The sequence below is a fragment of the Arcobacter sp. YIC-80 genome (genome assembly GCF_044841725.1).
GTDB lineage: Bacteria > Campylobacterota > Campylobacteria > Campylobacterales > Arcobacteraceae > Arcobacter_B.
Genome location: NZ_JBJBSI010000013.1, coordinates 18,850 through 39,074, shown reverse-complemented (window position 1 = coordinate 39,074; position 20,225 = coordinate 18,850). Strand labels below are relative to the sequence as shown.

Annotated in this window: 18 protein-coding genes and 1 tRNA gene; 7 read left to right on the top strand and 12 right to left on the bottom strand. The window is 27.1% G+C overall.

Features of this window, described 5'->3' with window-relative positions; translation table 11 throughout:
* Positions 1-28: 28 nt before the first annotated feature.
* The 6 genes from ACH5BK_RS13385 to selA all read right to left on the bottom strand — a co-directional run bounded on the left by ACH5BK_RS13385 (position 29) and on the right by selA (position 8,522).
* Positions 29-2,182, bottom strand: a complete 2,154-nt coding sequence (locus ACH5BK_RS13385) for a hypothetical protein (protein ID WP_404308241.1) — start codon at positions 2,180-2,182, stop codon at positions 29-31.
* A complete protein-coding gene (locus ACH5BK_RS13380) occupies positions 2,179-3,117 on the bottom strand; it encodes a hypothetical protein (protein ID WP_404308239.1) in 939 nt (312 codons plus the stop codon). Before ACH5BK_RS13380 ends, ACH5BK_RS13385 begins: the two co-directional genes overlap by 4 nt.
* Positions 3,107-4,732, bottom strand: a complete 1,626-nt coding sequence (locus ACH5BK_RS13375; RefSeq protein WP_404308237.1) for a UvrD-helicase domain-containing protein — start codon at positions 4,730-4,732, stop codon at positions 3,107-3,109. The genes ACH5BK_RS13380 and ACH5BK_RS13375 overlap by 11 nt, the downstream gene beginning before the upstream one ends.
* Before the next feature lie 6 nt (positions 4,733-4,738).
* Positions 4,739-5,284: a manganese efflux pump MntP family protein gene (locus ACH5BK_RS13370; protein ID WP_404308235.1), complete on the bottom strand. Its 546-nt coding sequence runs from the start codon at positions 5,282-5,284 to the stop codon at positions 4,739-4,741.
* Positions 5,285-5,346: 62 nt separating this feature from the next.
* Positions 5,347-7,176 carry a selenocysteine-specific translation elongation factor gene (selB, locus tag ACH5BK_RS13365; protein WP_404308233.1) on the bottom strand — a complete coding sequence of 610 codons (1,830 nt, stop codon included), beginning with the start codon at positions 7,174-7,176 and terminating at the stop codon, positions 5,347-5,349.
* Positions 7,176-8,522 carry an L-seryl-tRNA(Sec) selenium transferase gene (gene selA / locus ACH5BK_RS13360; protein WP_404308231.1) on the bottom strand — a complete coding sequence of 449 codons (1,347 nt, stop codon included), beginning with the start codon at positions 8,520-8,522 and terminating at the stop codon, positions 7,176-7,178. Before selA ends, selB begins: the two co-directional genes overlap by 1 nt.
* 58 nt (positions 8,523-8,580) lie before the next feature.
* Here selA and ACH5BK_RS13355 point away from each other — a divergent pair.
* Positions 8,581-8,679: transfer RNA gene (locus ACH5BK_RS13355), tRNA-Sec, on the top strand.
* A gap of 134 nt (positions 8,680-8,813) precedes the next feature.
* Here ACH5BK_RS13355 and ACH5BK_RS13350 read toward each other — a convergent pair.
* On the bottom strand, positions 8,814-9,089 hold the full coding sequence (locus ACH5BK_RS13350) for a cupin domain-containing protein (RefSeq protein WP_404308265.1): 276 nt from the start codon (positions 9,087-9,089) through the stop codon (positions 8,814-8,816).
* A 268-nt stretch (positions 9,090-9,357) separates the two neighbouring features.
* Here ACH5BK_RS13350 and ACH5BK_RS13345 point away from each other — a divergent pair, with 268 nt between their 5' ends.
* From ACH5BK_RS13345 to ACH5BK_RS13335, 3 genes are all read left to right on the top strand, one after another.
* Positions 9,358-10,092 (top strand): endonuclease, encoded by a 735-nt coding sequence (locus ACH5BK_RS13345; protein ID WP_404308228.1) that lies wholly within the window; start codon positions 9,358-9,360, stop codon positions 10,090-10,092.
* Positions 10,093-10,173: 81 nt separating this feature from the next.
* Positions 10,174-11,349, top strand: a complete 1,176-nt coding sequence (locus tag ACH5BK_RS13340) for a class I SAM-dependent methyltransferase (RefSeq protein WP_404308226.1) — start codon at positions 10,174-10,176, stop codon at positions 11,347-11,349.
* Between the two features lie 18 nt (positions 11,350-11,367).
* Positions 11,368-11,769, top strand: a complete 402-nt coding sequence (locus tag ACH5BK_RS13335; RefSeq protein WP_404308224.1) for a DUF695 domain-containing protein — start codon at positions 11,368-11,370, stop codon at positions 11,767-11,769.
* 10 nt (positions 11,770-11,779) lie between these two features.
* Here the strand turns inward: ACH5BK_RS13335 and selD are convergent, their stop codons facing one another.
* Entirely contained in the window at positions 11,780-12,817 is a 1,038-nt protein-coding gene (gene selD / locus ACH5BK_RS13330) for a selenide, water dikinase SelD (RefSeq protein ID WP_404308222.1), read from the bottom strand.
* A gap of 249 nt (positions 12,818-13,066) precedes the next feature.
* Between selD and ACH5BK_RS13325 the strand changes: the two genes are divergently transcribed.
* Genes ACH5BK_RS13325 through ACH5BK_RS13315 form a run of 3 tightly spaced genes read left to right on the top strand, consistent with a single transcriptional unit; the run spans position 13,067 to position 16,054 of the window.
* Positions 13,067-13,912 (top strand): putative selenate ABC transporter substrate-binding protein, encoded by an 846-nt coding sequence (locus ACH5BK_RS13325; protein WP_404308220.1) that lies wholly within the window; start codon positions 13,067-13,069, stop codon positions 13,910-13,912.
* Positions 13,912-14,571, top strand: a complete 660-nt coding sequence (locus ACH5BK_RS13320) for an ATP-binding cassette domain-containing protein (protein WP_404308218.1) — start codon at positions 13,912-13,914, stop codon at positions 14,569-14,571. Before ACH5BK_RS13325 ends, ACH5BK_RS13320 begins: the two co-directional genes overlap by 1 nt.
* On the top strand, positions 14,558-16,054 hold the full coding sequence (locus ACH5BK_RS13315) for a PhnE/PtxC family ABC transporter permease (RefSeq protein ID WP_404308216.1): 1,497 nt from the start codon (positions 14,558-14,560) through the stop codon (positions 16,052-16,054). Before ACH5BK_RS13320 ends, ACH5BK_RS13315 begins: the two co-directional genes overlap by 14 nt.
* On the opposite strand, the gene ACH5BK_RS13310 is transcribed toward ACH5BK_RS13315, so the two are convergent.
* The 4 genes from ACH5BK_RS13310 to ACH5BK_RS13295 are packed head-to-tail and all read right to left on the bottom strand — an operon-like array spanning position 16,046 to position 20,124.
* Positions 16,046-16,729: a metallophosphoesterase gene (locus ACH5BK_RS13310; RefSeq protein WP_404308214.1), complete on the bottom strand. Its 684-nt coding sequence runs from the start codon at positions 16,727-16,729 to the stop codon at positions 16,046-16,048. The two genes, ACH5BK_RS13315 and ACH5BK_RS13310, sit on opposite strands and share 9 nt — an antisense overlap.
* Complete coding sequence (locus ACH5BK_RS13305) at positions 16,729-17,391, bottom strand: response regulator (protein ID WP_404308212.1); 663 nt, start codon at positions 17,389-17,391, stop codon at positions 16,729-16,731. The genes ACH5BK_RS13310 and ACH5BK_RS13305 overlap by 1 nt, the downstream gene beginning before the upstream one ends.
* Entirely contained in the window at positions 17,384-18,982 is a 1,599-nt protein-coding gene (locus tag ACH5BK_RS13300) for a sensor histidine kinase (protein WP_404308210.1), read from the bottom strand. The genes ACH5BK_RS13305 and ACH5BK_RS13300 overlap by 8 nt, the downstream gene beginning before the upstream one ends.
* Entirely contained in the window at positions 18,976-20,124 is a 1,149-nt protein-coding gene (locus ACH5BK_RS13295) for an ABC transporter substrate-binding protein (protein ID WP_404308208.1), read from the bottom strand. Before ACH5BK_RS13295 ends, ACH5BK_RS13300 begins: the two co-directional genes overlap by 7 nt.
* Positions 20,125-20,225: the final 101 nt, after the last annotated feature.

Below are 20,225 nucleotides of genomic sequence, written 5' to 3'. Positions count from 1 at the left end.
TTTTTCCTTATTTATTTATGTTTGAATGTTATCTAATTTCTTTTTTATATATTCTTAGATTAGCACACTCTTTGATTAGTTCCTCATAGTATTTTGTATTAGAGTATTCTTTGTCTAATTTTTCAAAAAATTTACCATAGCCATTTTTTAAGTATTTTTTATAAACTTTATTTTTTGAATATATCCAAAATCTTTCAGGCTCATAACTTTCTTTTCCTGTGATATAGTAAGGTTCTCTTTTTTTAGAGAATTTTATATCAAAAGAGGCTAGTTCAGATTTTGCTAGCATATATAATATTTTTGCTTTAAACTCTTCGTTTTTTGCATACTCTAAAGCTTGTTTATAGTGTTTTATTGATAAGTCTATTTTTTGCTCTTCTAGGTCTTTATCTTCAAAAGAGTAAACACTTCTATATACAGTGCTTAAGTTATTTGAGTTACCAAAATAGCTTAAGTTATATAAAGCATTTGCATATAGATAGTTATCTATAACACTTTTTTTGTTTAAACTTAGTTGTTTTTTAATCTCTAGTATTTTTTCTAAAAATTGTTTAACTGTATAAGTGTATTGTTTCCCTTGTCTGTTGTTTCCTTTTATGTTTACATTAAAAGGATTAAATCTGATTTTTTCATCTAAAAGTTTTGCATTTATATCAAGAGCTTCTTTAAATTTTAGATTATTTATAAGTAGTTTTGTATTTGTATTTTTTAGATTCTTTGATAAACTAAACCCTTCTTTGTTTTCTAAGATATAAGCTCTTTTTTTATGCTGTTTTATGAAGTATTCTTCAAGTTTTGATTTAGGTTTTAAATTTATAAAGGCTTTAAAATTTTCAATACTTTTTAAGTCAAAAATAGTAGAACTTAAGTAGTTTACACTTGCACTTAAAATCATTTTTAATTCATTATTTTGAGATTTATAAAGCTTTTCTAATTTTTTGAAAGTATAGTTATGAATTGAATCATTATGTATATTTGTATGATGGTGTTCTTTTAAAAGTTCTGTCATTCTCTCATAAATGGTATTTTCTTCTTCTAAAGACACTTCCTTTAAGCCATTTAAATAAATAATATAACTTAATGTTTTTGTTTCGTGAGTTTTATATGATTTAAGCAATTTTTTTGAAAATTCTTGGGCTTTTTTGATATTGCCTTCATACAAATAGAAGTATGCTAGTGATAAATCAATCAAATACATATCATCTTTTCTAATTGATTCTAAAAAGTTAATATATTCTTTTACTTGAAAATCTCTTTCATATAAAGTATGCTCGTCAAAGAAGTGTTGTGTATATAAAAGCTGTCTATAAAGTAAGAAATCAAACCATTTTGAGTTTTTATTTATTTCATATAGGTTTTGAAGTTCTATTAGAGTGTTTGCATTTGTATTTAAAGCTCTAAGAGTTATAAACTTCTCTTTTTCTTCTTTTGATTTTGCATATTTTAGTAGCTCTTTCCAAAGCTCATTTGTATTTATATGATAAAAGTTATAGAAGCTTAATTGCCAGTTTATTTTTGACTTATCAAAAAGTTTTGTAAATCTATAAACTCCTAAAGCTATTTGTTTGTCTTTTATCAAAGCTCCTGCATATAGTGCTTCAATCCAATCTTTTACTATAGTTTTAGAGCTGTTATTTAAAAGATATTTATAACTTTCGTAAATTTCTAAGGCATTTTTATTTTTATAGTGTGCAAGTCTAAATGCAAGATAAAAATATCTTAGTTGTAAATAAGTTGATTTTACTTTTTCTGCTTTTTGTAAAGCTTCTTTTATCAAAACTTGTGGGTCTATGTTTTTTTTCTTTTTTTGATAATAGTAGTAAGTTGGAGCGACTAAGGCTTCTTGTTTATCTACAAAATTTAGGTATTCTAAAATCTCTTTATTTTTTATAAGTTTTAGGTTTTTTCTTTTATAAACTATTTGTTCAATTTGTTTTAATGTAAGTCTATTTTTAAACTGTTTTTGCCACTCTTTTAAGTTGGCTTGTTTATTTCTTTTTTGATATTCCCAATGAATACTATTGTATGTTGCTACATCTTTTAAGTTGCCAGTATGATTTGAAAAAGGAAGTTCTCTTTGTTGTAAAAATACAAACTGTTTATCATGATAATCCCAACCAGAAGCACAAGCAAAAAGGTTTATAGTAAGAAATAAAACAAAAGAGAGTATTTTTAATATCATAAGTTTTCCTTGATTAAATTATTTAGATTATATCTATTTTTATAAGAGTATCTATAAAAAATGATTTCATTAAAAGGAGTTTTAGTTATTGAAAAAAAGTCATTTATAGCAATAGCTAAGTCTTCTTCTAAACTTTGCTCAAACCTAAAAATATCACCTTTGTAAATATATTTTTTTTGAAAATACATACTTTCTTCAACTCTATAAAGATTTTTGTTTAGTTTGACAAAGCTTTTTTTAAAGTCTTCTTCTTTTACACCTTCAAAGATATCTAAAGGTTTATTTTTTCTAAATCTAATGGCTTGATTATATAAAGGCAAAGCTAGTTTTAATTTTAGTGGATATTCATCAAAGTTATAGTGATATTTTTTTGCGATACTATTATCTAAAATAGAGTTTTTTGTATTTATATCTGTGATATTTGACATATTATAGTACATCAAAACTCCATAATCAACAGGTGGAACTCCTGTTTTTGCATAATATTTTATTTGATGAAGTCTTATGGTTGCACTAAGTTTTTTATTTGATTTAGTTTTAAGCTCTTTAAGTAAGTCAAAATAGTTTGCTTTACTTAAAAGTGACCAGTCACAATCTATTTGAAGTTCACTAAAGTCATAAGTCTTTGTCTGCTCTAAAATAAGTTTGCTTATTTTTTTTGAGTCTATATTTTTCATAGCTTCATTTGTGATATAAACAGTAGGAATGAAGTTTTTTGATGGTTTTTTTATAAAGTTTGTCTTTTCAAACTCTAACTTTCCTGAGTATGAAATATCTAAGACTTTTATATAAAGTTTTTCTTTGACATTCTCTTCTTTGAAGCTATTTTCCCAGTGATAAAAAGAGACTTCAATTTTTGGCTTTTGAGCAAAAATAAGATACGAACTTATAATAGCTATAAAAATTACTATTAAAATTAGGACTTTAGAACGCATCGACTTTTTTCACTCTGTTTTTTTTGAGCCACTCTTCTTGTAAATCTTTCATCTTTTTATCACTTGTTTTTTTTGCATATCTTGGTTTGGCTATTGAACTTACCATATCACCTTCTTTATAAGTATAATCAAGATTTAGTGAAGCTAAATCAATAGCTTTTTTTACTCTTGTAGCTGCTACATAGTAGATATTTAACTCTTCATTTATTCTTAAGTGAGATAGTTTACTTTTTGGATTACTTATCTCTTTTTTTGTGATAAAATCATTTGTCATTAAAACTTGGTTATACTCTAAACCCTTTGATTTATGGGTTGTTGTGAAGATAATATTGGCTTCTTCTTTGTTTGTAGTAAGCCTATCTTTAATTTTTTTATTTATATCAAAGATATTATCTCCATAGGTATTGATAAATTTTATGATATTTAAATAGTCTTGATTTTTTGTATCTTTTGCGAACTGTTCTAATTCATAAATGGATTCAAAATCTTTTATTTCATCTAGGGTTACTTTATCATTTTTTTTCTCTTTTAGATAAAAAATAGAGTAAACAGTTTGGTTCATAAATGAATAAGAGTTATATCCTCCCTCAAAATAGAACTTTTTATCTGAATGAATATGTTGAACCAACTCTTGCATAAGACCAAAAGTCGACCTTGAGATAATAGTATATTGTTTATCTTCATCAATACAGTTTCTATTAAAAGAAGTTTTTGAGTCAATACCTGAAATATTTAAAGGTTTAGTACTGTTTTTTTCATAAAGGCTATTGATTCTTCTTTGTAAGTCTTTTGCATATTCATTTGAAAATCTAAAACTTTTTGTAAGATTAAAGCTTGGTAAATCTATTTTATTTAAGGCATTTATTGCATATCTAAAAGAGTAGATTTGCTGAAAAGAATCCCCCACATAAACTCTTCTACAGTTTTGTGATTCGACTATTCCTATCATCACATCTGAAATATCTTGGGCTTCATCCACTAAAATCAAATCATATCCAAGGTTTGAGCTGATTTTTTTGTTTAGATAAAACATCTTTAGATAAAAATCATGGGTTGCGTCTATTTGTTTGTTTTTCATAGAAGATAAGATATGTTTTAGATGGGCTAAAACCCTTGAAGTATCTTTGTTGATAAGCTCTAAAATCTTAGCACTTAAGTCTGATTGTTTTTTGTAGTTTTCTATAAGTTTTAAATCAAGTGCTATTAATGAGCTGTTACAATAAAAGTTTACTAAATCCTTCATAAGAGCAATATACTCAGGAATAGGGTAGTAGTTATTTCTTTGATTTACTGTTTGCTCAAAAGAGCATAAGACTCTTTCAATTACTTGTACCTTTAAATCATGGGCAAGAGTATATCTATATGCTTCTATTTTATTATAGGCTAAAGAGTGAATAGTGCTAATACTCATGTTTGATAAGTTATATTCACTTAGTTTTTTTTGGATTGATTGTTGAAGAGATTTATTGTATGCTAGATATAAAATTTTTAGGTGTTTGTTTTGCTTTGCATACTCTAAAAGAGTAGTGGTTTTACCACTACCTGCAACGGCATTTATTTTAAAAGATGGCTCTTTTGAGAAAATAATCTCTTCTTGTTCTTTTGTAAAAGTCATTTTATATTAAGCTAATCCTTCTATTAGTATCTTAAATCCAAGGGCTATTAATATAAACCCACCTAAATATTCTGCTTTATCTTCTAAATATCCACCTAAATATTTACCAATATATACAGCAACTATACATAAAGTAAAAGTTATTAGAGTGATTAAACTTACAGCATAAAAAATATCAGTATTTGAAAAAGAGAAAGTAACTCCAACTGCAAGTGCATCAATAGATGTAGCAATTGCTAAAATAAAAAGTGTTTTAGTTTTTAAGTCTTTTACTTCATCTTCAAAATCATCTTCTCTTGCTTCTTGTATCATCTTATAACCTAAAAATACTAAAATCACAAAAGCAATATAGTGATCAATACTATCCACAAAATCTGCAAATAAAGCACCTAGATAGTATCCAAGTAGAGGCATTAAACCTTGTGCTATACCAAAAAAAGCTGCTATTTTTAAAGTGTTTGAAAAGTTTATATTTTTATATTTACTTCCACTAGCAATAGACACAGCAACACTATCCATAGCTAATGCAATAGCAATAAGTACAAGTTCCATTTTTTATCCTAAATTTATATAAGATTGGAATTGTACTTATTTTATAATTAAAGCAGTGTTAGTTAGGCTAGAACTCTTCTTTTCCCATCTTTTTTGATATTTGAGAAGTTGTCTAAATAATCAAGGTAAGTAATAAGATATTTTCTACTTAAAGGATGTCTTTCTTTGAAGTTTGAAATTTCAATAAATCCATCTTCTTGAATGATAGCTTTCATCTGTCTTACGATACTATCTAAACTTTCACTATGAATAAATAGATTGTGTTGAAGTCTAATCACAAGCTTTTTTGCTGTTAAAGATTTAAGAATATTATCTCCAAGTTTTCTATCTAAATCTAAATCATCATAGATATTATAAGGTGCTGTTGGTGTAATATGCTCTGTTTTTAATCTTTCTAAAACTATGTTTTTTAGTCTGTCTTCATAATCTTCTTCTATATCTTTACTTTTGTAAAGCTTATTATTTTTTACTAAAAAGCCTTCATCAACTAGGTGTGTTAAAGCATCTTCGATGAAGCTTTCACTTGCCCATTTGATTCTAAGATTTATAGAAGCTGGTGAAAGTAGGGCGTACTTATTTTTAGTATAGATTTCTTTGATAAAGTCAATAATAATTTGTTTTGTTTCAATAGGATAAATCGTAAGTTCTTTTTCATCAATATATACATCTTCTAAATTATTGGCAAACTCGATAGCCTCTTCATGACTTAGTGCAAATCTCTGAGATGATGAAATAAGCCCTAAACCTTTTTTGTGAGCTTCAAGAAGCTTTTTGTAAGCATAAGTAAACTTCTCTTCTTTTAGAGCTTCTAAAAGTTCTCTTTTTTGATTTTTTTTCATAGGATCTGCGATAGGATTTAGAACTTTACCACCAGCAATAGTATCATTTCCTAATCTTAAGATGATTTTCTCACCAAAAATAGTATATAGTTTTTCATCGGCTTTTATAGTGGCAAAGCCTTCTTTTAAGCTAGTAGTTGAATCAAACAGTAAAACTCTAACTTCAAGTTTTTTAGAACCTATGAAAAGTGTATATTTTTGATTGTGTTTTAACTCTTTTTGTTTTAAAGTGTTAAAAGAAATATCAATCATATCAAAGCCTCTTAAAAAGCCTTTTTTACTAAGTAAATCACCTTTTTGAATGGCATTTGCATTTATACCTTGTAAGTTTAAAGCAGCTCTATTTGAGATGTTTGCTTCTAGGGCATTTTCATTGTGAACTTGGATGTTTTTGATTTTGATTTGTTTTTCACTTTGACATAAAAAAACCTTTTCATTTAACTCACAAGGCTTCCCTAAAACTGTACCTGTAACAACTGTACCTATACCTTTTGGAGAGAACACTCTATCTACATAGTACCTAAAGAAGTTTTCTTCTTTTTTTGCTTTATTTTTTATACTAAAAAGTTTATCTTTTAAGGTTTCTATTGAATCCGGTTCATAAACAGAAACAGCTTGTATAAAGTTTATATTAAAGTCATATTCATTAAAAAACTCTTGAATTCTTTTTTCTTGGTCTTTTAGCTCATCTTGTGATACTAAATCTTTTTTAGTTATCACAATAACTACATCTTTGATACCTAAAAGATTGATAATCTCAATATGCTCAACAGTTTGTGGCATGATACCTTCTTGGGCACTAATAGCAAACATAACACAGTTAAATCCAAAAGCACCGGCAATCATGTTTTTGATAAGTTTTTCATGCCCAGGCACATCAATAAATGCTATGTTTTGCTGTCCTCTTGTAAGGTTTGAAAAAGATAAATCAATAGTGATACCTCTTTGTTGCTCTTCCTTTGTAGAGTCACCTTCATAACCGTTTAAAGCTTTGATTAAAGCAGTTTTACCATGGTCAATATGTCCTGCTGTTCCTATAATAATATTTGACATTAGTTAAAAACTCCTCTTATAATCTCTTCTATTTCTTTTACTTCGTGTTCTTGGATACTTCTAAAGTCTATCAGAACTTTTTCATTCTCTATTCTTATTATCAAGTTTTGTTTTCTAAGAAGTTTTTCTATTTTGTTTGCTTTATAATCTTTGTACTCTAAAGTAAGTGCGATAGTTGGTATCTTTTTGTTTGGAGTAGTTCCTCCACCTATTAAAGACTGAGTTTTTATAACTTCACATTTACAAATATCTTCTATACTTTGTTTTAGAGTATTTGCTCTTTGCTCTAAAGTCTTAACATCTTCATGTAACATCTTTAGTGTAGGGATGTTTTGTGTTTGACCTTTTAGATATGAAGTAAGATTATCTTCAAGTATTGCTAAAGTGATTTTATCAACTCTTAGCATTCTTAGAAGTTGGTTTTTTTTGATTTTTGCTATTAAATCTTTTTTACCAACTATGATACCTGCTTGAACTGAACCAAGAAGCTTATCCCCTGAGAAAGATAGTAAGCTTGGTTTGTGTTGCATATATTTTATAAGTGATGGTTCACTTAAGTCAAGATTGTAAGGCAAATCTATGATATGACCACTTCCCATGTCATAATAATCTATAACATTGTGTTCATTGGCTACTTTGATGATGTCTTCATAAGAAACCTCTGATGTAAAGCCTTCAATAGAGTAGTTTGATTTATGAACTTTCATAAGCATCGATGTATTTTCATCAATGGCATTTTCATAATCTCTAAGATGAGTTTTGTTTGTAGTACCTATCTCTTTTAATTTTGCACCACTTTGGCTCATAACCTCAGGAACTCTAAAACTTCCCCCAATCTCTACAAGTTCACCTCGACTTACAACTACGTCTTTGTTTTTAGCAAAGGTATTTAGTATCAAAAATACAGCACTTGCGTTGTTGTTTACAACAATAGCGTCTTCACAGCCTGTAAGAGCTTGAAGAGTAGATACTATATGTTCATATCTTTCACCTCTTTTGCCTTCTTGAAGAGAATACTCTAAGTTATTGTATGAAGTAGCAACTTCTTTTGCTCTATCAAAACTATCAGGATTTATCAAAGACCTACCTAAGTTCGTATGTACGATAATACCTGTAGCATTTATAACTTTTTGAAGTGAAGGTTTTGTGATGTTTTTGTACTTTTTAAGTACATCATTTATAATATCATCTTGTGTAAAATCTTGGATTTTTTCATCTAAGATGTCTTGTCTGTATTGATTTATAGTATCTTTACTAATACTTGTAATCAACTGTTTTGAAAGCTCTTCAAAAGCTTTGTTGTTGACAAACTTGTCAACCTTTGGAAGGTTCTTAAGTAAACCCATATTTACCCTTTCAGATAGTTTTAAAATAAAATGGTGTAAGATTTCAATTCTATTAAGCGGGGGGTATGTGATCCTGGTGGACACCGCAGGCTTCAACCCTGATCGGAGGTTCGTGTGTACGCGCCTCGGTAGGTTCGATTCCTACACCTTCTCGCCATTTCTAAATGGCTATACTCCCCTTAAAATCATACTTTCTTACAAAATAATTCAGAGATTTTATCTAATATATAATTCATTTTAACTTAATGAAATGGTAAAGTTTATTTTACTTTTTTGTCAAATTATGCTTTTCTATATATGCTTAGTTTTTACAAAGATGATAGTTTCTTCTTTTACAAATGGAAAATGCTCACTTAAGTGAGGACTTCTTATCCACGAATTTTTTGGATAGTTACCATATTCATCCATAAATACACCATCTAAAACAAATATCTCTTCACCTCCCCAATGTTTATGAGGAATAAACCTTTCGTCTTTTGGCCATTTAACCAGTGCTGTTTGAACATCAAGAGGTATTACTTTTAGATTGCCTTGTCCTTCTAGCCATTGTGAGGTTTCAGTATCAATAATGATTTTTTGTTCATCTGAAAAATGATATTTTGTTTGTATTTATCAAAGCTCGTTTTTTATAATCACTATTCATGTTAATCCTAAAATTGATTTAGTTGTTTGATTTTAGTCTTTATTTCCTTAACTTATAAATAGATATATTTTTAATAAATAACTATATAAATATAAAACAAATTAAAATATTATTTATTTTAAAACTTCCCATTTTTATAAATCTATAGCAATTATTTATACGTTATACTTCTTCAAAAAGTTTGGAGAGTTTATGCGTTTAGTTTTTATTTTTATTCTATCTTTTGTATTTCTATATGCAAATTCTACTATTGATTCTTTTAGTAAGTCAAAAAAGCTTCTAAAGAAAGTCTATAAAGGTAATCAGATTACTTTTTATGCAGGATGTAAATATAACTATAAAGATAAATCAAATATGATTGATAGAAGCTCATGTGGTTATACACCAAGAAATGAATACACAAAAAAAGGCAAGCAAAACAAAAGAGCAAGAAGAATAGAGTGGGAGCATGTAATTCCTGCACAAAACTTTGGTAGACAGTTTTCTTGTTGGTATGAGGGTGATTCGCAGTGTGTAAAACAAAATGGCAAGTCTTACAAAGGTCGAAAGTGTTGTACTAAAGTAAATCAAAAGTATAGATTTATGCAAGCTGATTTACACAATTTAGTTCCAGCCATTGGTGAGTTAAATGCTGATAGGTCAAACTTTAGATTTTCGCAAATCGAAGGTGAGAGAAGATGGTATGGAAAAGATGTGGATTTTGAAGTGGACTTCAAAAGAAGAGTAGTAGAGCCAAGGGATGAGATAAAAGGAAATATAGCAAGAACATATTTTTATTTTGAAAAGACTTATGATATGAAAATCTCACCAAAAGATAAAAAGATATTAGAAGTTTGGGATAAGCTAGATCCAGTAGATAAGTGGGAAAGACAAAGAAACAAACTAATAGAAAAAATCCAAGGCAACAAAAATGAGTTCATTGATTAATATATAAATGAACTCACTTTAGATATTATACGAAAAAATAGTCTTATAAATAAGCAGTAAGTAACAGGAGTTTAAAACAATATGCAAAGCATAACTCAAGCAATACAAAATATAGTAGATGAAGAAGCGATAATATATTCAGTTTTAAGTGGTATACAAAAAAATGCCCAAAAAACTTTCAACAAAGTAACAATAAAAAAAGTAATCATTCAAAATGAAGAAAAATACCAATTTGAATACTTTTATGACAAAAATGTAGAACATAAAAACTTAAACAATGACGAAACAAAAGAAGATTTATCTAAGCTTATTGAAACATATTTTAAACAAGCTGTTATTCATACAAGCTCTTGGGATTATCATATTTTAGTAAACAAAAAAGGTGAAGCTAAAATAAACAAAAAGCAAGCCACTAGAAAGTTTGAAGAGATAAGTCATAATAGAAAGAAAAAGTATATTATAAATGAGGGTGAAAAATCAGCCTTTTTAATAGAGCTTGGAATTATGACAAAAGAAGGTAAAGTTATCAAATCAAAATACGATAAATTTAAACAAATAAATCGTTATTTAGAGTTGGTTTCTGATTGTATTCCTTATTTAGATAAAAACAAAACTATTAGAATTATTGATTTTGGTTGCGGAAAGGCATACCTAACTTTTGCCCTTTATGATTATCTAGTGTTAAAGATGGGTTACAATGTTGAGATTGTAGGACTTGACTTAAAAGAAAATGTAATCAAGTTTTGTTCAAACCTAGCAAAAAAGTTAAACTATGATAACTTAAGATTTGAGCAAGGTGATATAAAAGGTTTTAAGCAGTACGGTGAGGTTGATATGGTTATTTCACTTCATGCTTGTAATACTGCTACTGATGAAGCATTAGCTCAAGCAGTAAGATGGGGTGCAAAGGTCATCTTAGCAGTGCCTTGTTGTCAACATGAGCTGTTAAAGAAAATCAAAAATGAAAAAATGGCTCCTATTATGAAGTATGGAATCATCAAAGAAAAAGTAGCATCATTACTTACTGATGGTTTAAGAGCAAATGTTTTAGAGATTATGGGATATAGAACACAAGTTTTAGAGTTTATAGATATGGAGCATACTCCTAAAAATATAATGATAAGAGCTTTTTTTGAAGACACGAAAAATATAAGTAAAGTAGTAAACGAATACAAAGAGTTTAAAAACCAATGGCAAATCTCACCATATATAGAAAAAGCATTTGGTGAAAAGCTAATAAATAGACTAGAAAAATAATAAATTTTAGGAGAGAGTATGGAAGAGATTTGGCAACTAAAAGTAACGGATAATTTAAATCAAATGTTAAGAATCAGAAATGATATTGATTTAAAAAGCACTTTAGAAAGTTTTAGTCATTTAGTTACGATAAAGCATAAGTATCATGCAAGTGATGATATTATGTTTCCTGATCCTGCTTGTTTGGCTTTTTTTACTGCATTTGAACAAAATCATCTAAAAGCTTTAGAAGAAAGTGATAGCTTAAAATTAGTTGCTGTTGATATTCATGAAGGACTTATGCAGTATTTTCTTCTTACAAATGACGCTATGAAAACTATAAATGACTCAATTGTATTTCTAAAATCAAACTCTTTATATGCTTGTGATTTTGAGATAGCTCATGAGAAAAAAGATGAGCTTATAAGTAGTATGTATTAAGATATTATAGTTAGTGAACTATAATATCTTTAACACCTTTAGGAATAACTTCCCCAATGATCGAAGCATAACCAAAGCTTAACTCTTCAAGCTCTTTTATATACTCAACTGCGTCTTCTTTTGGCATTGCTATTAGTAAACCACCTGATGTTTGTGCGTCACAAAGCAGTGTTTTACAGTGCTGTGATAAGCCACTCATATAAGATACTTTATCTTCTAAGTATTTCATGTTTTTCTTTGTACCACCTGGAACTACTCCATCATTTGCTAAAGCAATAGCTTCTTCAACCACAGGTACGTTTGAGCACTCTATCATAAATGATGTAGTTTCATTTACAGACTCTAAAGCATGACCTAAAAGTCCAAAACCAGTAATATCAGTACAAGAACTTACTCTATATTTCTTCATAATTTTTGAAGGTAAGTAGTTTAAACTTGCCATAATATCTGCACATTTTCTAATTAGTGCAGGTTCTAATAAATCTCTTTTAATAGCTGTTGTTAAAATACCCATTCCTATTGGTTTTGTAAGAACTAAAACATCACCAATTTTTCCTGTATTGTTTCTTACTATTTCATTTGGATGTATCATACCTGTAACAGAAAGTCCATAATACATCTCAGGTGATTCAATAGTATGACCACCTAGTAAAAGTCCACCACACTCTTTAATCTTCTCATTTCCACCATTTAGAATCTCTCCTAAAGCTTCATAAGATAGATTAGCTTTATCAAATCCTACTATATTTAAAGCAGTTTTAACTTCTGCTCCCATAGCAAATACATCTGATAAAGAATTAGCAGCTGCAATCTGTCCATAAACATAAGGGTCATCAATCACAGGAGTAATAAAATCTAGAGTTTGTACTATAGCTTGTTCATCATTTATTTGGTATACACTAGCGTCTTCACTTGTATCAAAGCCCACTAAAATTCTGCTGTCATTTGGTTTTAAGTCACAAATTGTTTGTTTAAGATCCCCCGGACCCATCTTTGCAGCTCAACCAGCAGCTTTAACGAACTTGGTTAATTTATATTCATTGTTCATAAAACTCCTTATATTAAGATAGTATTCTACTATAATTTATATCTTTTATAATACAGATTTTTCATTTTTAAAAAGCTTAAAAAGTAAAGAAAATTTTACTTTTATGTGTTATATTAAGTTTTATTTTATACAAGATATTATAGTATTTCGACATAAATTAGCATATAGACCTAAGGTTTAGGTTGGACATAAAGTATAATTTTCTATCTTTATTTCTTCATTAATGCTTCAAATATTTGAGGTTTTTTTATGAAAAAAATTCTTGTTTCGGTTGCATTATTAGCAACTACAGTATTCTCACAAACATTTACATTTACAGCTATTCCTGATCAGGATGAAACAAAGCTAAAAGAGAGATTCTCTAAATTAGCAACATATTTAAGTAAAGAACTTAATGTTGATGTAAAATTTGTTCCAGTTAAGTCTTATGCAGCTTCAATCGCAGCTTTTAGAAATAATCAAGTTCAATTAGCATGGTTTGGTGGTTTATCAGGTGTAAAAGCTAGACTTTTAGTAAAAGATTCACAAGCAATCGCACAAGGTGTTGAAGATCCAAATTTCCACTCTTATATTATCGCTCATAAAAGTACAGGTTTAGAAAAATCTGATAACTTAAGCAAAGATATTGCTGGTAAAACTTTCACTTTTGGTTCAAAAGGTTCAACTTCTGGAAGATTAATGCCAGAGTATTTTATTAGAGAGACTTTTAATAAAGCACCAAAAGATGTGTTTAAAAAAGTTGGTTTTTCAGGAAATCACTCTAAAACTATTTCATTAGTTCAAAATGGTGCTTATGAAGTAGGTGCTGTAAACTTTAAAGTATGGGATAGAGAGCTAAAAGCTGGTAATATTGATACTTCAAAAGTAAAAGTTATTTATAAAACTCCTGCATATCCTGATTATAACTTTACAATCAGAGCAGATGTTGATAAAAACTATGGAGCTGGATTTACAAAAAAAGTTCAAGACGCTTTAATCAAGTTAGAAGATAAAACTATTTTAAGTGCATTTCCAAGAGCTAGTTTTATCAAAGCTGAAAATAAAGATTTTGAGCCAGTATTAAAAACAGCAAGACAAATTGGGTTAATCGACTAATGATTTTCAATTTAGAAAATGAAACAATCTCTTATGAGAATAAAAAAGTTTTAGATTCTATAAACTTATCAGTAAAGAAGGGCGAAAAAATAGCCCTTCTTGGTAAGAGTGGGAGTGGGAAATCAACACTTCTAAAAAGACTATATGAACTAAAAAGTGATGAGGTTTCTTATTTGCCACAAGATTTAGGACTTGTACATAATCTTAGTGCATATCACAATATCTATACAGCAAGATTAGAACAAAAATCAACTATTTATAATCTTATAAATCTAATAAGACCTTTTAAACAAAATATGGATGAAATTGTTAAGATTTTGAAAGAGCTTGAAACAGAGGATAAGCTTTTAACTAAGTCTTTAAATTTATCAGGTGGACAAAAACAAAGAGTAGCTATTGCTAAATCTATTTATTCTCAAAAGAAAGTATTACTTGCTGATGAACCTATTTCAGCTTTGGATGAATATATCTGTAAAAAATCAATAGCTTTACTTCATAAATCTTTTGAAACTATAATTTGTGCAATTCATGATGTAAAAATTGCCATTGAATCATTTGACAGAGTTATTGGGATTAAAAATGGAAAAATTATTCTTGATAAACTATCTTGTGATATAAATAGTGAAGACACAAAAAAACTATATTATGTTGCTAGCTAATATCTCAAAAGAACTAAGGGTAAGTCTTATTTTCCTTGGTATTTTTATAATCTCTTTATTTTTTGCTGATTTAGAAATAAGTGCTTATGAGCCTTTTTTGGAGTTTTCAAAATTTATTTTTGCCATAAAAGATATGAGTTTTTCATCGATTGATTTACTTATAGATGCTTCTTTACAGACTATTTATATTGCGACTATTTCTATTGTTTTATCTGCAATTATAGGTTTTATTTTAAGTTTTTATTTCAAGTTTTTATTTGTAAGAGTTGTATTATCTTATATTAGAGCTATACATGAGATATTTTGGGCATTGATTTTTTTACAAATATTTGGCTTCAATACTCTTACAGCAGTTTTAGCCATAGTTTTACCATATAGTGCTATTCTTGCTAAGGTTTATTTTGAAATACTTGAAGTGTATGATAGTTTTGATAAAAGAACTATTTCAAGTAAAGTATCAAAAGTGTGTTTATTTTTTTATACAAAGCTTCCAAATGCAATGCCACATTTAATCTCTTATACTTTATATAGATTTGAGTGTGCAATGAAATCTTCTGCTATTTTAGGTTTTGTTGGGATTACTACTTTGGGTTATTACTTAAGTTCATCTTTTAATCAAGGTTATTACAATGAAGTATGGTTAATGCTTATCATCTTTTACATTTTAATAGCTACTATTAAATACTGGTTTAATAAATACACTATCATACCTCTTTTTGTATTTTCGATTTTTAAAATGCCTATGTCTGTATCATCTTTTTCTTATGATAATTTTATAAGATTTTTTACAAGTGATATTATTCCAAGTCCAATTAAAAATGATTCTACTTTTGTAGAAGGGCTTAACTGGTTTTACAAAATATTTATAAATGAAATAGTTCCAGGAATCTTTAATACTGTAGTTTTAACTCAAATTTCACTTGTAGCAACTGCAATTTTAGCTTTGGTTTTGTTTCCTTTAATCTCTTATAAGTTTGTAGGTAAAACAGGAAGGTTTTTTTCACATATACTTTTAGTAGTTTTAAGATCAACTCCTGAGTATCTTTTAGCTTTTTTATTTTTATCAATATTTGGAGCTTCTATGCTTCCAGCAGTCTTAGCACTTATGCTTCATAATGGAGCGATTATAGCTTTTATTATTGGAAAACAATCAAACGAAATGCAATATGTCTTAGACAAATCAACTCATCTAAATTTATATACTTATGAAGTGTTACCAAAGCTTTATAGTTCCTTTTTAGCTTTTCTTTTTTATAGATGGGAAGTTATTATGAGAGAGTCAGCTATTCTAGGTATTTTAGGAATAGCTACACTAGGATTTTTTATTGATTCAGCAATTGCAGATATTAGACTTGATAAGGTTGTAATACTTTTATTTTTTACAGCACTTTTAAATATTTCTATTGATTTGATATCAAAAAAAGTAAGAGATTATTTAAGAGCAGATGAAAAACTTATTGGTTGTGGATGTGACCTAAAGTAAAACATCTTTTTTTATTAAATCTTGTTGTATTATATCTAATGTAGCAAGATTTAATGCAGTTAATTTCCCTCCATAAACACAAGCTGTATCAATACAAATGTAGTTGTGCTTTTTTATGACATGTTTTGATGATTCATGACCATATATATTTATATAATCGTAACTTTGCCAATCTTTTTCCCAATCCCAAATCCACTCTTTTTCATCTGTTAATCTATTTACCATCATAGCATGGCTTTTTGTTTTATCATCTCTTCTTTTAAAATAAGGCATACAAAAAGCATGGGTAATAAAATATTTTTCTATGATTAGATATTGAGGTAAAGTTTTTAACCAATCAATATGAGAAGAGAGTAAAGATAAATCTTTTTTATAGTTTTCAATGGTTTCAATACCACCCATGTATGATTTTACATTCCATCTAACCAAAGCACCATTTAGACAAGCTTCAATATTATCTAAAAGATAAAAATCATGGTTTCCTAAAATACAAGGATAATTATTACTTTTTACAAATTCTATTACTTCTTTTGAATAAAGTCCTCTATCACATAAATCTCCTAGAAATATTAAGTTTGCATTCTTAGGAAGTTTTTGTAGTAGAGCCATTAGGGTATTATAGCACCCATGCACATCTGAAATGACATAGGTATTTTCTAAATTGTATTTTTGCATTAAATATTCTTTAACGCTGCTTCATTAAATCTATAAGTTTTATGTTGTACTTTTACTAAAATATTCTTTTCTGCTAATTCTTTAAAAAGTTTAATCAATGTAGGTTTTGATATAGAAACTTCTTCCATAATATCACTATATGAGGCTGTAAATAGATTTTGATTATCTAGATTATTTATAATAAATTTTACTATATCAACTTGTTTACTATCAGTTATGGCAGAAATAGTTCTAATTACATTTGAGTTTTTTTGAATTTCTTTTTGCTGTACTATAGGTAGTAGTACATCATGTAAACTATTTAATAGCTCTTTTATATTTATAGGTTTAATTATATAGTTTTCTACTTTTAGTTTTATTGCATCTAGTAAATATTTTGTATCAGTGTGGGCAGTTGTTAAAATCGTAGGAATATTTATATCTTTTTGTTTTATATGCTTTAAAAAGTCTATTCCATTTTCATCTTCAAGTAAAATATCAGAAATTATAACATCAACCTTTTTATTTAATAGTGCATCCATCGCTTCATTTGATGTTTTCACAGCATAGATATTATTAACAAAATCCTCTAAAACATCTTTTGTATGTTTTAAAAGATTTACATCATCTTCCAAATATAAGATATTAAATTGTTGTAAGATATTTAAATCTCTATTATTCATTTGCAGCCTCTTTGTTGTTAGTAATTGGAATTTTTATTGTAAACAATGAACACTTAAAGTTTTCATTACTATCAGGTTTTATTTTATGTACAATGTTTTTATAAGAGATTGAACCATTCATGTGTTTTTCTATTATTTGTTTTGACATATATAAACCTATCCCTGTACCTGCACTTTTATATTTAGTTGTATAATAGGGTTCAAAAATTTTAGAAACAATCTCTTCATTGATTCCTCCACCATTATCTATTAGATTTACAACAGCACTGTGTTTATATTTATTTACAATGATTTTTATGATTCTATCATCTTTATTGGATATGTTACATAAAGCATCTTTTGAATTTGAAATGATATTTAAAAAAACATGAGATAGTTCATTATAGAAAGTATTTAATTTTACATTTTGTTTAATTTCTAATTTTATTTTTATATTTTGCTTCTCTAAAGAATATTTAGAAAGCTCAATTGAGTGATCTAAACAATCTTTTATTTCAAAAGTACTTTTCTGTTTATTAGGACTAAAAAAGTTTTTAAAGTCATCTAGGGTTTGTGACATATTATTTGCTAAAAGTAAAGCATCTTGTACTTTTTCATCTACAAATTTATCTGTTAATTTTCCATGTAACATTTTTGTTTGAAAACTTTGAACTATCATAGTAATAGAACCTAAAGGTTGTCTCCATTGGTGAGCAATATTATTTAACATTTCTCCTAAACTTGCTAGTCTTGCTTGTTGAAACATAATAATATCTTTTTTCCTATTTTGTGCTACTTCTTTTGAAATTTTTATTTCTAAATAAGCATTTAATTCTGTAAGCTCTTTGGTTTTTTCTTCTACTTTTTGCTCTAATGAATTATGTAAAATCTTGAAGTTATTGATAATATAAACTGATAAAACAATTGAAAACAAAAATACCAAAATAATAGAAATAATTGAAAGAATCATAATTATATTAAAAATCTTTTGTGTGTTTCTTTTCTCATTTATAGCTAAAGATAAATCATAATTAATTAAACTAGTTATATAAATTGAAATGGCATTAATTTCAAGGTTTAAGTTCGCATAATCATAGTCAATTTTATTTTGTATCATGTAACTTAAATAGTATTTGATCTTAAACATTTTTTTATCAATGTTTTTCATTATATTTTGTTTTAAAACTTTATTTTCAAAATAGTTTTCATCACTAGTAAAAAACTTTTTTATAAAAGAGATTATATAAAATCTATCATCTTTATTTTCTAGTTCTTTTTTATATGAATTCCAGTTTTTGTTTATAAGTTGTTGTGCTAAAAGTAATACATCTTGTGCTTGACTTATTGTAAGTTCTTCATTTTCTAAATCTTTTATCGTATCTTGAATATTTACATTGTATGTATCTTTTATGTTCTCAAGTTTTATTAAACTTTTTGTTCTTTTATCAAAAAGTACATCAAAATCTTGTTTGATAGTAAATGTAGATATTTGTGATAATAAGACAATACAAATCATTCCTCCTGCTATAATAAATACTAAAAATGAAGTTTTATATTTAAAACTTAGGTTATCAAAATATGAAATTATTTTTTTTAATTTTTTAATTACCATTTTATTTCTTTAAATTTATTATTTTTATATTCAAACAAATAAGTTTTATTAAAAAGTTGAGTATTCTTATAGTTTATATTCAGACCTTTTAACAAATCTTTAGGTGTATTTTTTAACATTAAAATTAATTTTTCTCTTGTTATATCACCTTTTATCCTTGAAATTGCATTTACTAAAATTTTTGTTGCCATAAAGGCTTCAAGAGATATAAATCCTAATTTCTCTTTAGGATAATATTTTTTCATTAAGGCTTGATATTCTTGAATAATAGGTATTTTAATATTTGTATAGTTTGGTACAATTTGAGAAAAAATCAAGTTTTCAGTATCAATATTTAGTTCTTTAATATTGTTAATCATAGCATTTGCATCTCCAAAAGAGATATTACAAAAAACTAAATCTTTTAAATTTTTATTTTGTCTAGCTTTTTTTATAAATAAAGCATTTGTTTTATATGCACCAACCATAATTATTGCTTGGGGATTTGCATGTTTAATTTCATTAAAAGCATGATTTATTGAAAGAGTATTTCTTTTATAAGAACCCTCAGCAACTAAAGGAAGTTTTCTTTTCTCTAAAGATTCAAGTAAAGATATATAACCTTCTTCTCCATAATCATCATTTTGATAAAAAACTGCAATTCTGTCAAGTTTTTTTTCTTCATGTAAGTAACTTACTATTTTCTCTATTTCTTGTTTGTATGAACTTCTAAAATTTATGATATTCTCATTTTTATCATTTCTTAAAAAAGAAGCACCTGAAAAAGCAGCAAAAAAAGGAATATCTTGTTCTTTAATTAATGGTAAGACATTTTTAACTGTTGGTGTTCCTACAAAACCAAATAGTGCATAAACATTGTTATCAAATATTAATCTATTAACATTTTCAATAGTTAATTCAGGTTCATACTTATCATCATACATAATAAGTTGTATTTTTTTATCTCTTAGTATATTTGTTTCATTAGCATAGTTTAAATATGCAGTAGCACCTTTCTCTACTGAATTTCCCCAAGCTTTGATGACCCCTGTTTTGGGTAAGGATATTCCAACTTTAATAGTTTTGTTAGGAAAAATATCATCTTTAAAATAAACATAAATAATTATAAAAATAAATGCGAGTATAGGTAATCTTTTAATCATAGTTTAGTTTACAAAAATATGTAGAAAATACAGCTTTAATATAATTATAGACAATAAAAAAATTGTATCTTAAATTTGCTAAGTGCTTAATAGTAACACCT

Coding starts and splice junctions, on each gene's coding strand:
- ACH5BK_RS13385 (WP_404308241.1), bottom strand. CDS start 2,182: ATGATATTAAAAATACTCTCTTTTGTTTTATTTCTTACTATAAACCTT.
- ACH5BK_RS13380 (WP_404308239.1), bottom strand. CDS start 3,117: ATGCGTTCTAAAGTCCTAATTTTAATAGTAATTTTTATAGCTATTATA.
- ACH5BK_RS13375 (WP_404308237.1), bottom strand. CDS start 4,732: ATGACTTTTACAAAAGAACAAGAAGAGATTATTTTCTCAAAAGAGCCA.
- ACH5BK_RS13370 (WP_404308235.1), bottom strand. CDS start 5,284: ATGGAACTTGTACTTATTGCTATTGCATTAGCTATGGATAGTGTTGCT.
- selB (WP_404308233.1), bottom strand. CDS start 7,176: ATGTCAAATATTATTATAGGAACAGCAGGACATATTGACCATGGTAAA.
- selA (WP_404308231.1), bottom strand. CDS start 8,522: ATGGGTTTACTTAAGAACCTTCCAAAGGTTGACAAGTTTGTCAACAAC.
- ACH5BK_RS13345 (WP_404308228.1), top strand. CDS start 9,358: ATGCGTTTAGTTTTTATTTTTATTCTATCTTTTGTATTTCTATATGCA.
- ACH5BK_RS13340 (WP_404308226.1), top strand. CDS start 10,174: ATGCAAAGCATAACTCAAGCAATACAAAATATAGTAGATGAAGAAGCG.
- ACH5BK_RS13335 (WP_404308224.1), top strand. CDS start 11,368: ATGGAAGAGATTTGGCAACTAAAAGTAACGGATAATTTAAATCAAATG.
- ACH5BK_RS13325 (WP_404308220.1), top strand. CDS start 13,067: ATGAAAAAAATTCTTGTTTCGGTTGCATTATTAGCAACTACAGTATTC.
- ACH5BK_RS13320 (WP_404308218.1), top strand. CDS start 13,912: ATGATTTTCAATTTAGAAAATGAAACAATCTCTTATGAGAATAAAAAA.
- ACH5BK_RS13315 (WP_404308216.1), top strand. CDS start 14,558: ATGTTGCTAGCTAATATCTCAAAAGAACTAAGGGTAAGTCTTATTTTC.
- ACH5BK_RS13310 (WP_404308214.1), bottom strand. CDS start 16,729: ATGCAAAAATACAATTTAGAAAATACCTATGTCATTTCAGATGTGCAT.
- ACH5BK_RS13305 (WP_404308212.1), bottom strand. CDS start 17,391: ATGAATAATAGAGATTTAAATATCTTACAACAATTTAATATCTTATAT.
- ACH5BK_RS13300 (WP_404308210.1), bottom strand. CDS start 18,982: ATGGTAATTAAAAAATTAAAAAAAATAATTTCATATTTTGATAACCTA.
- ACH5BK_RS13295 (WP_404308208.1), bottom strand. CDS start 20,124: ATGATTAAAAGATTACCTATACTCGCATTTATTTTTATAATTATTTAT.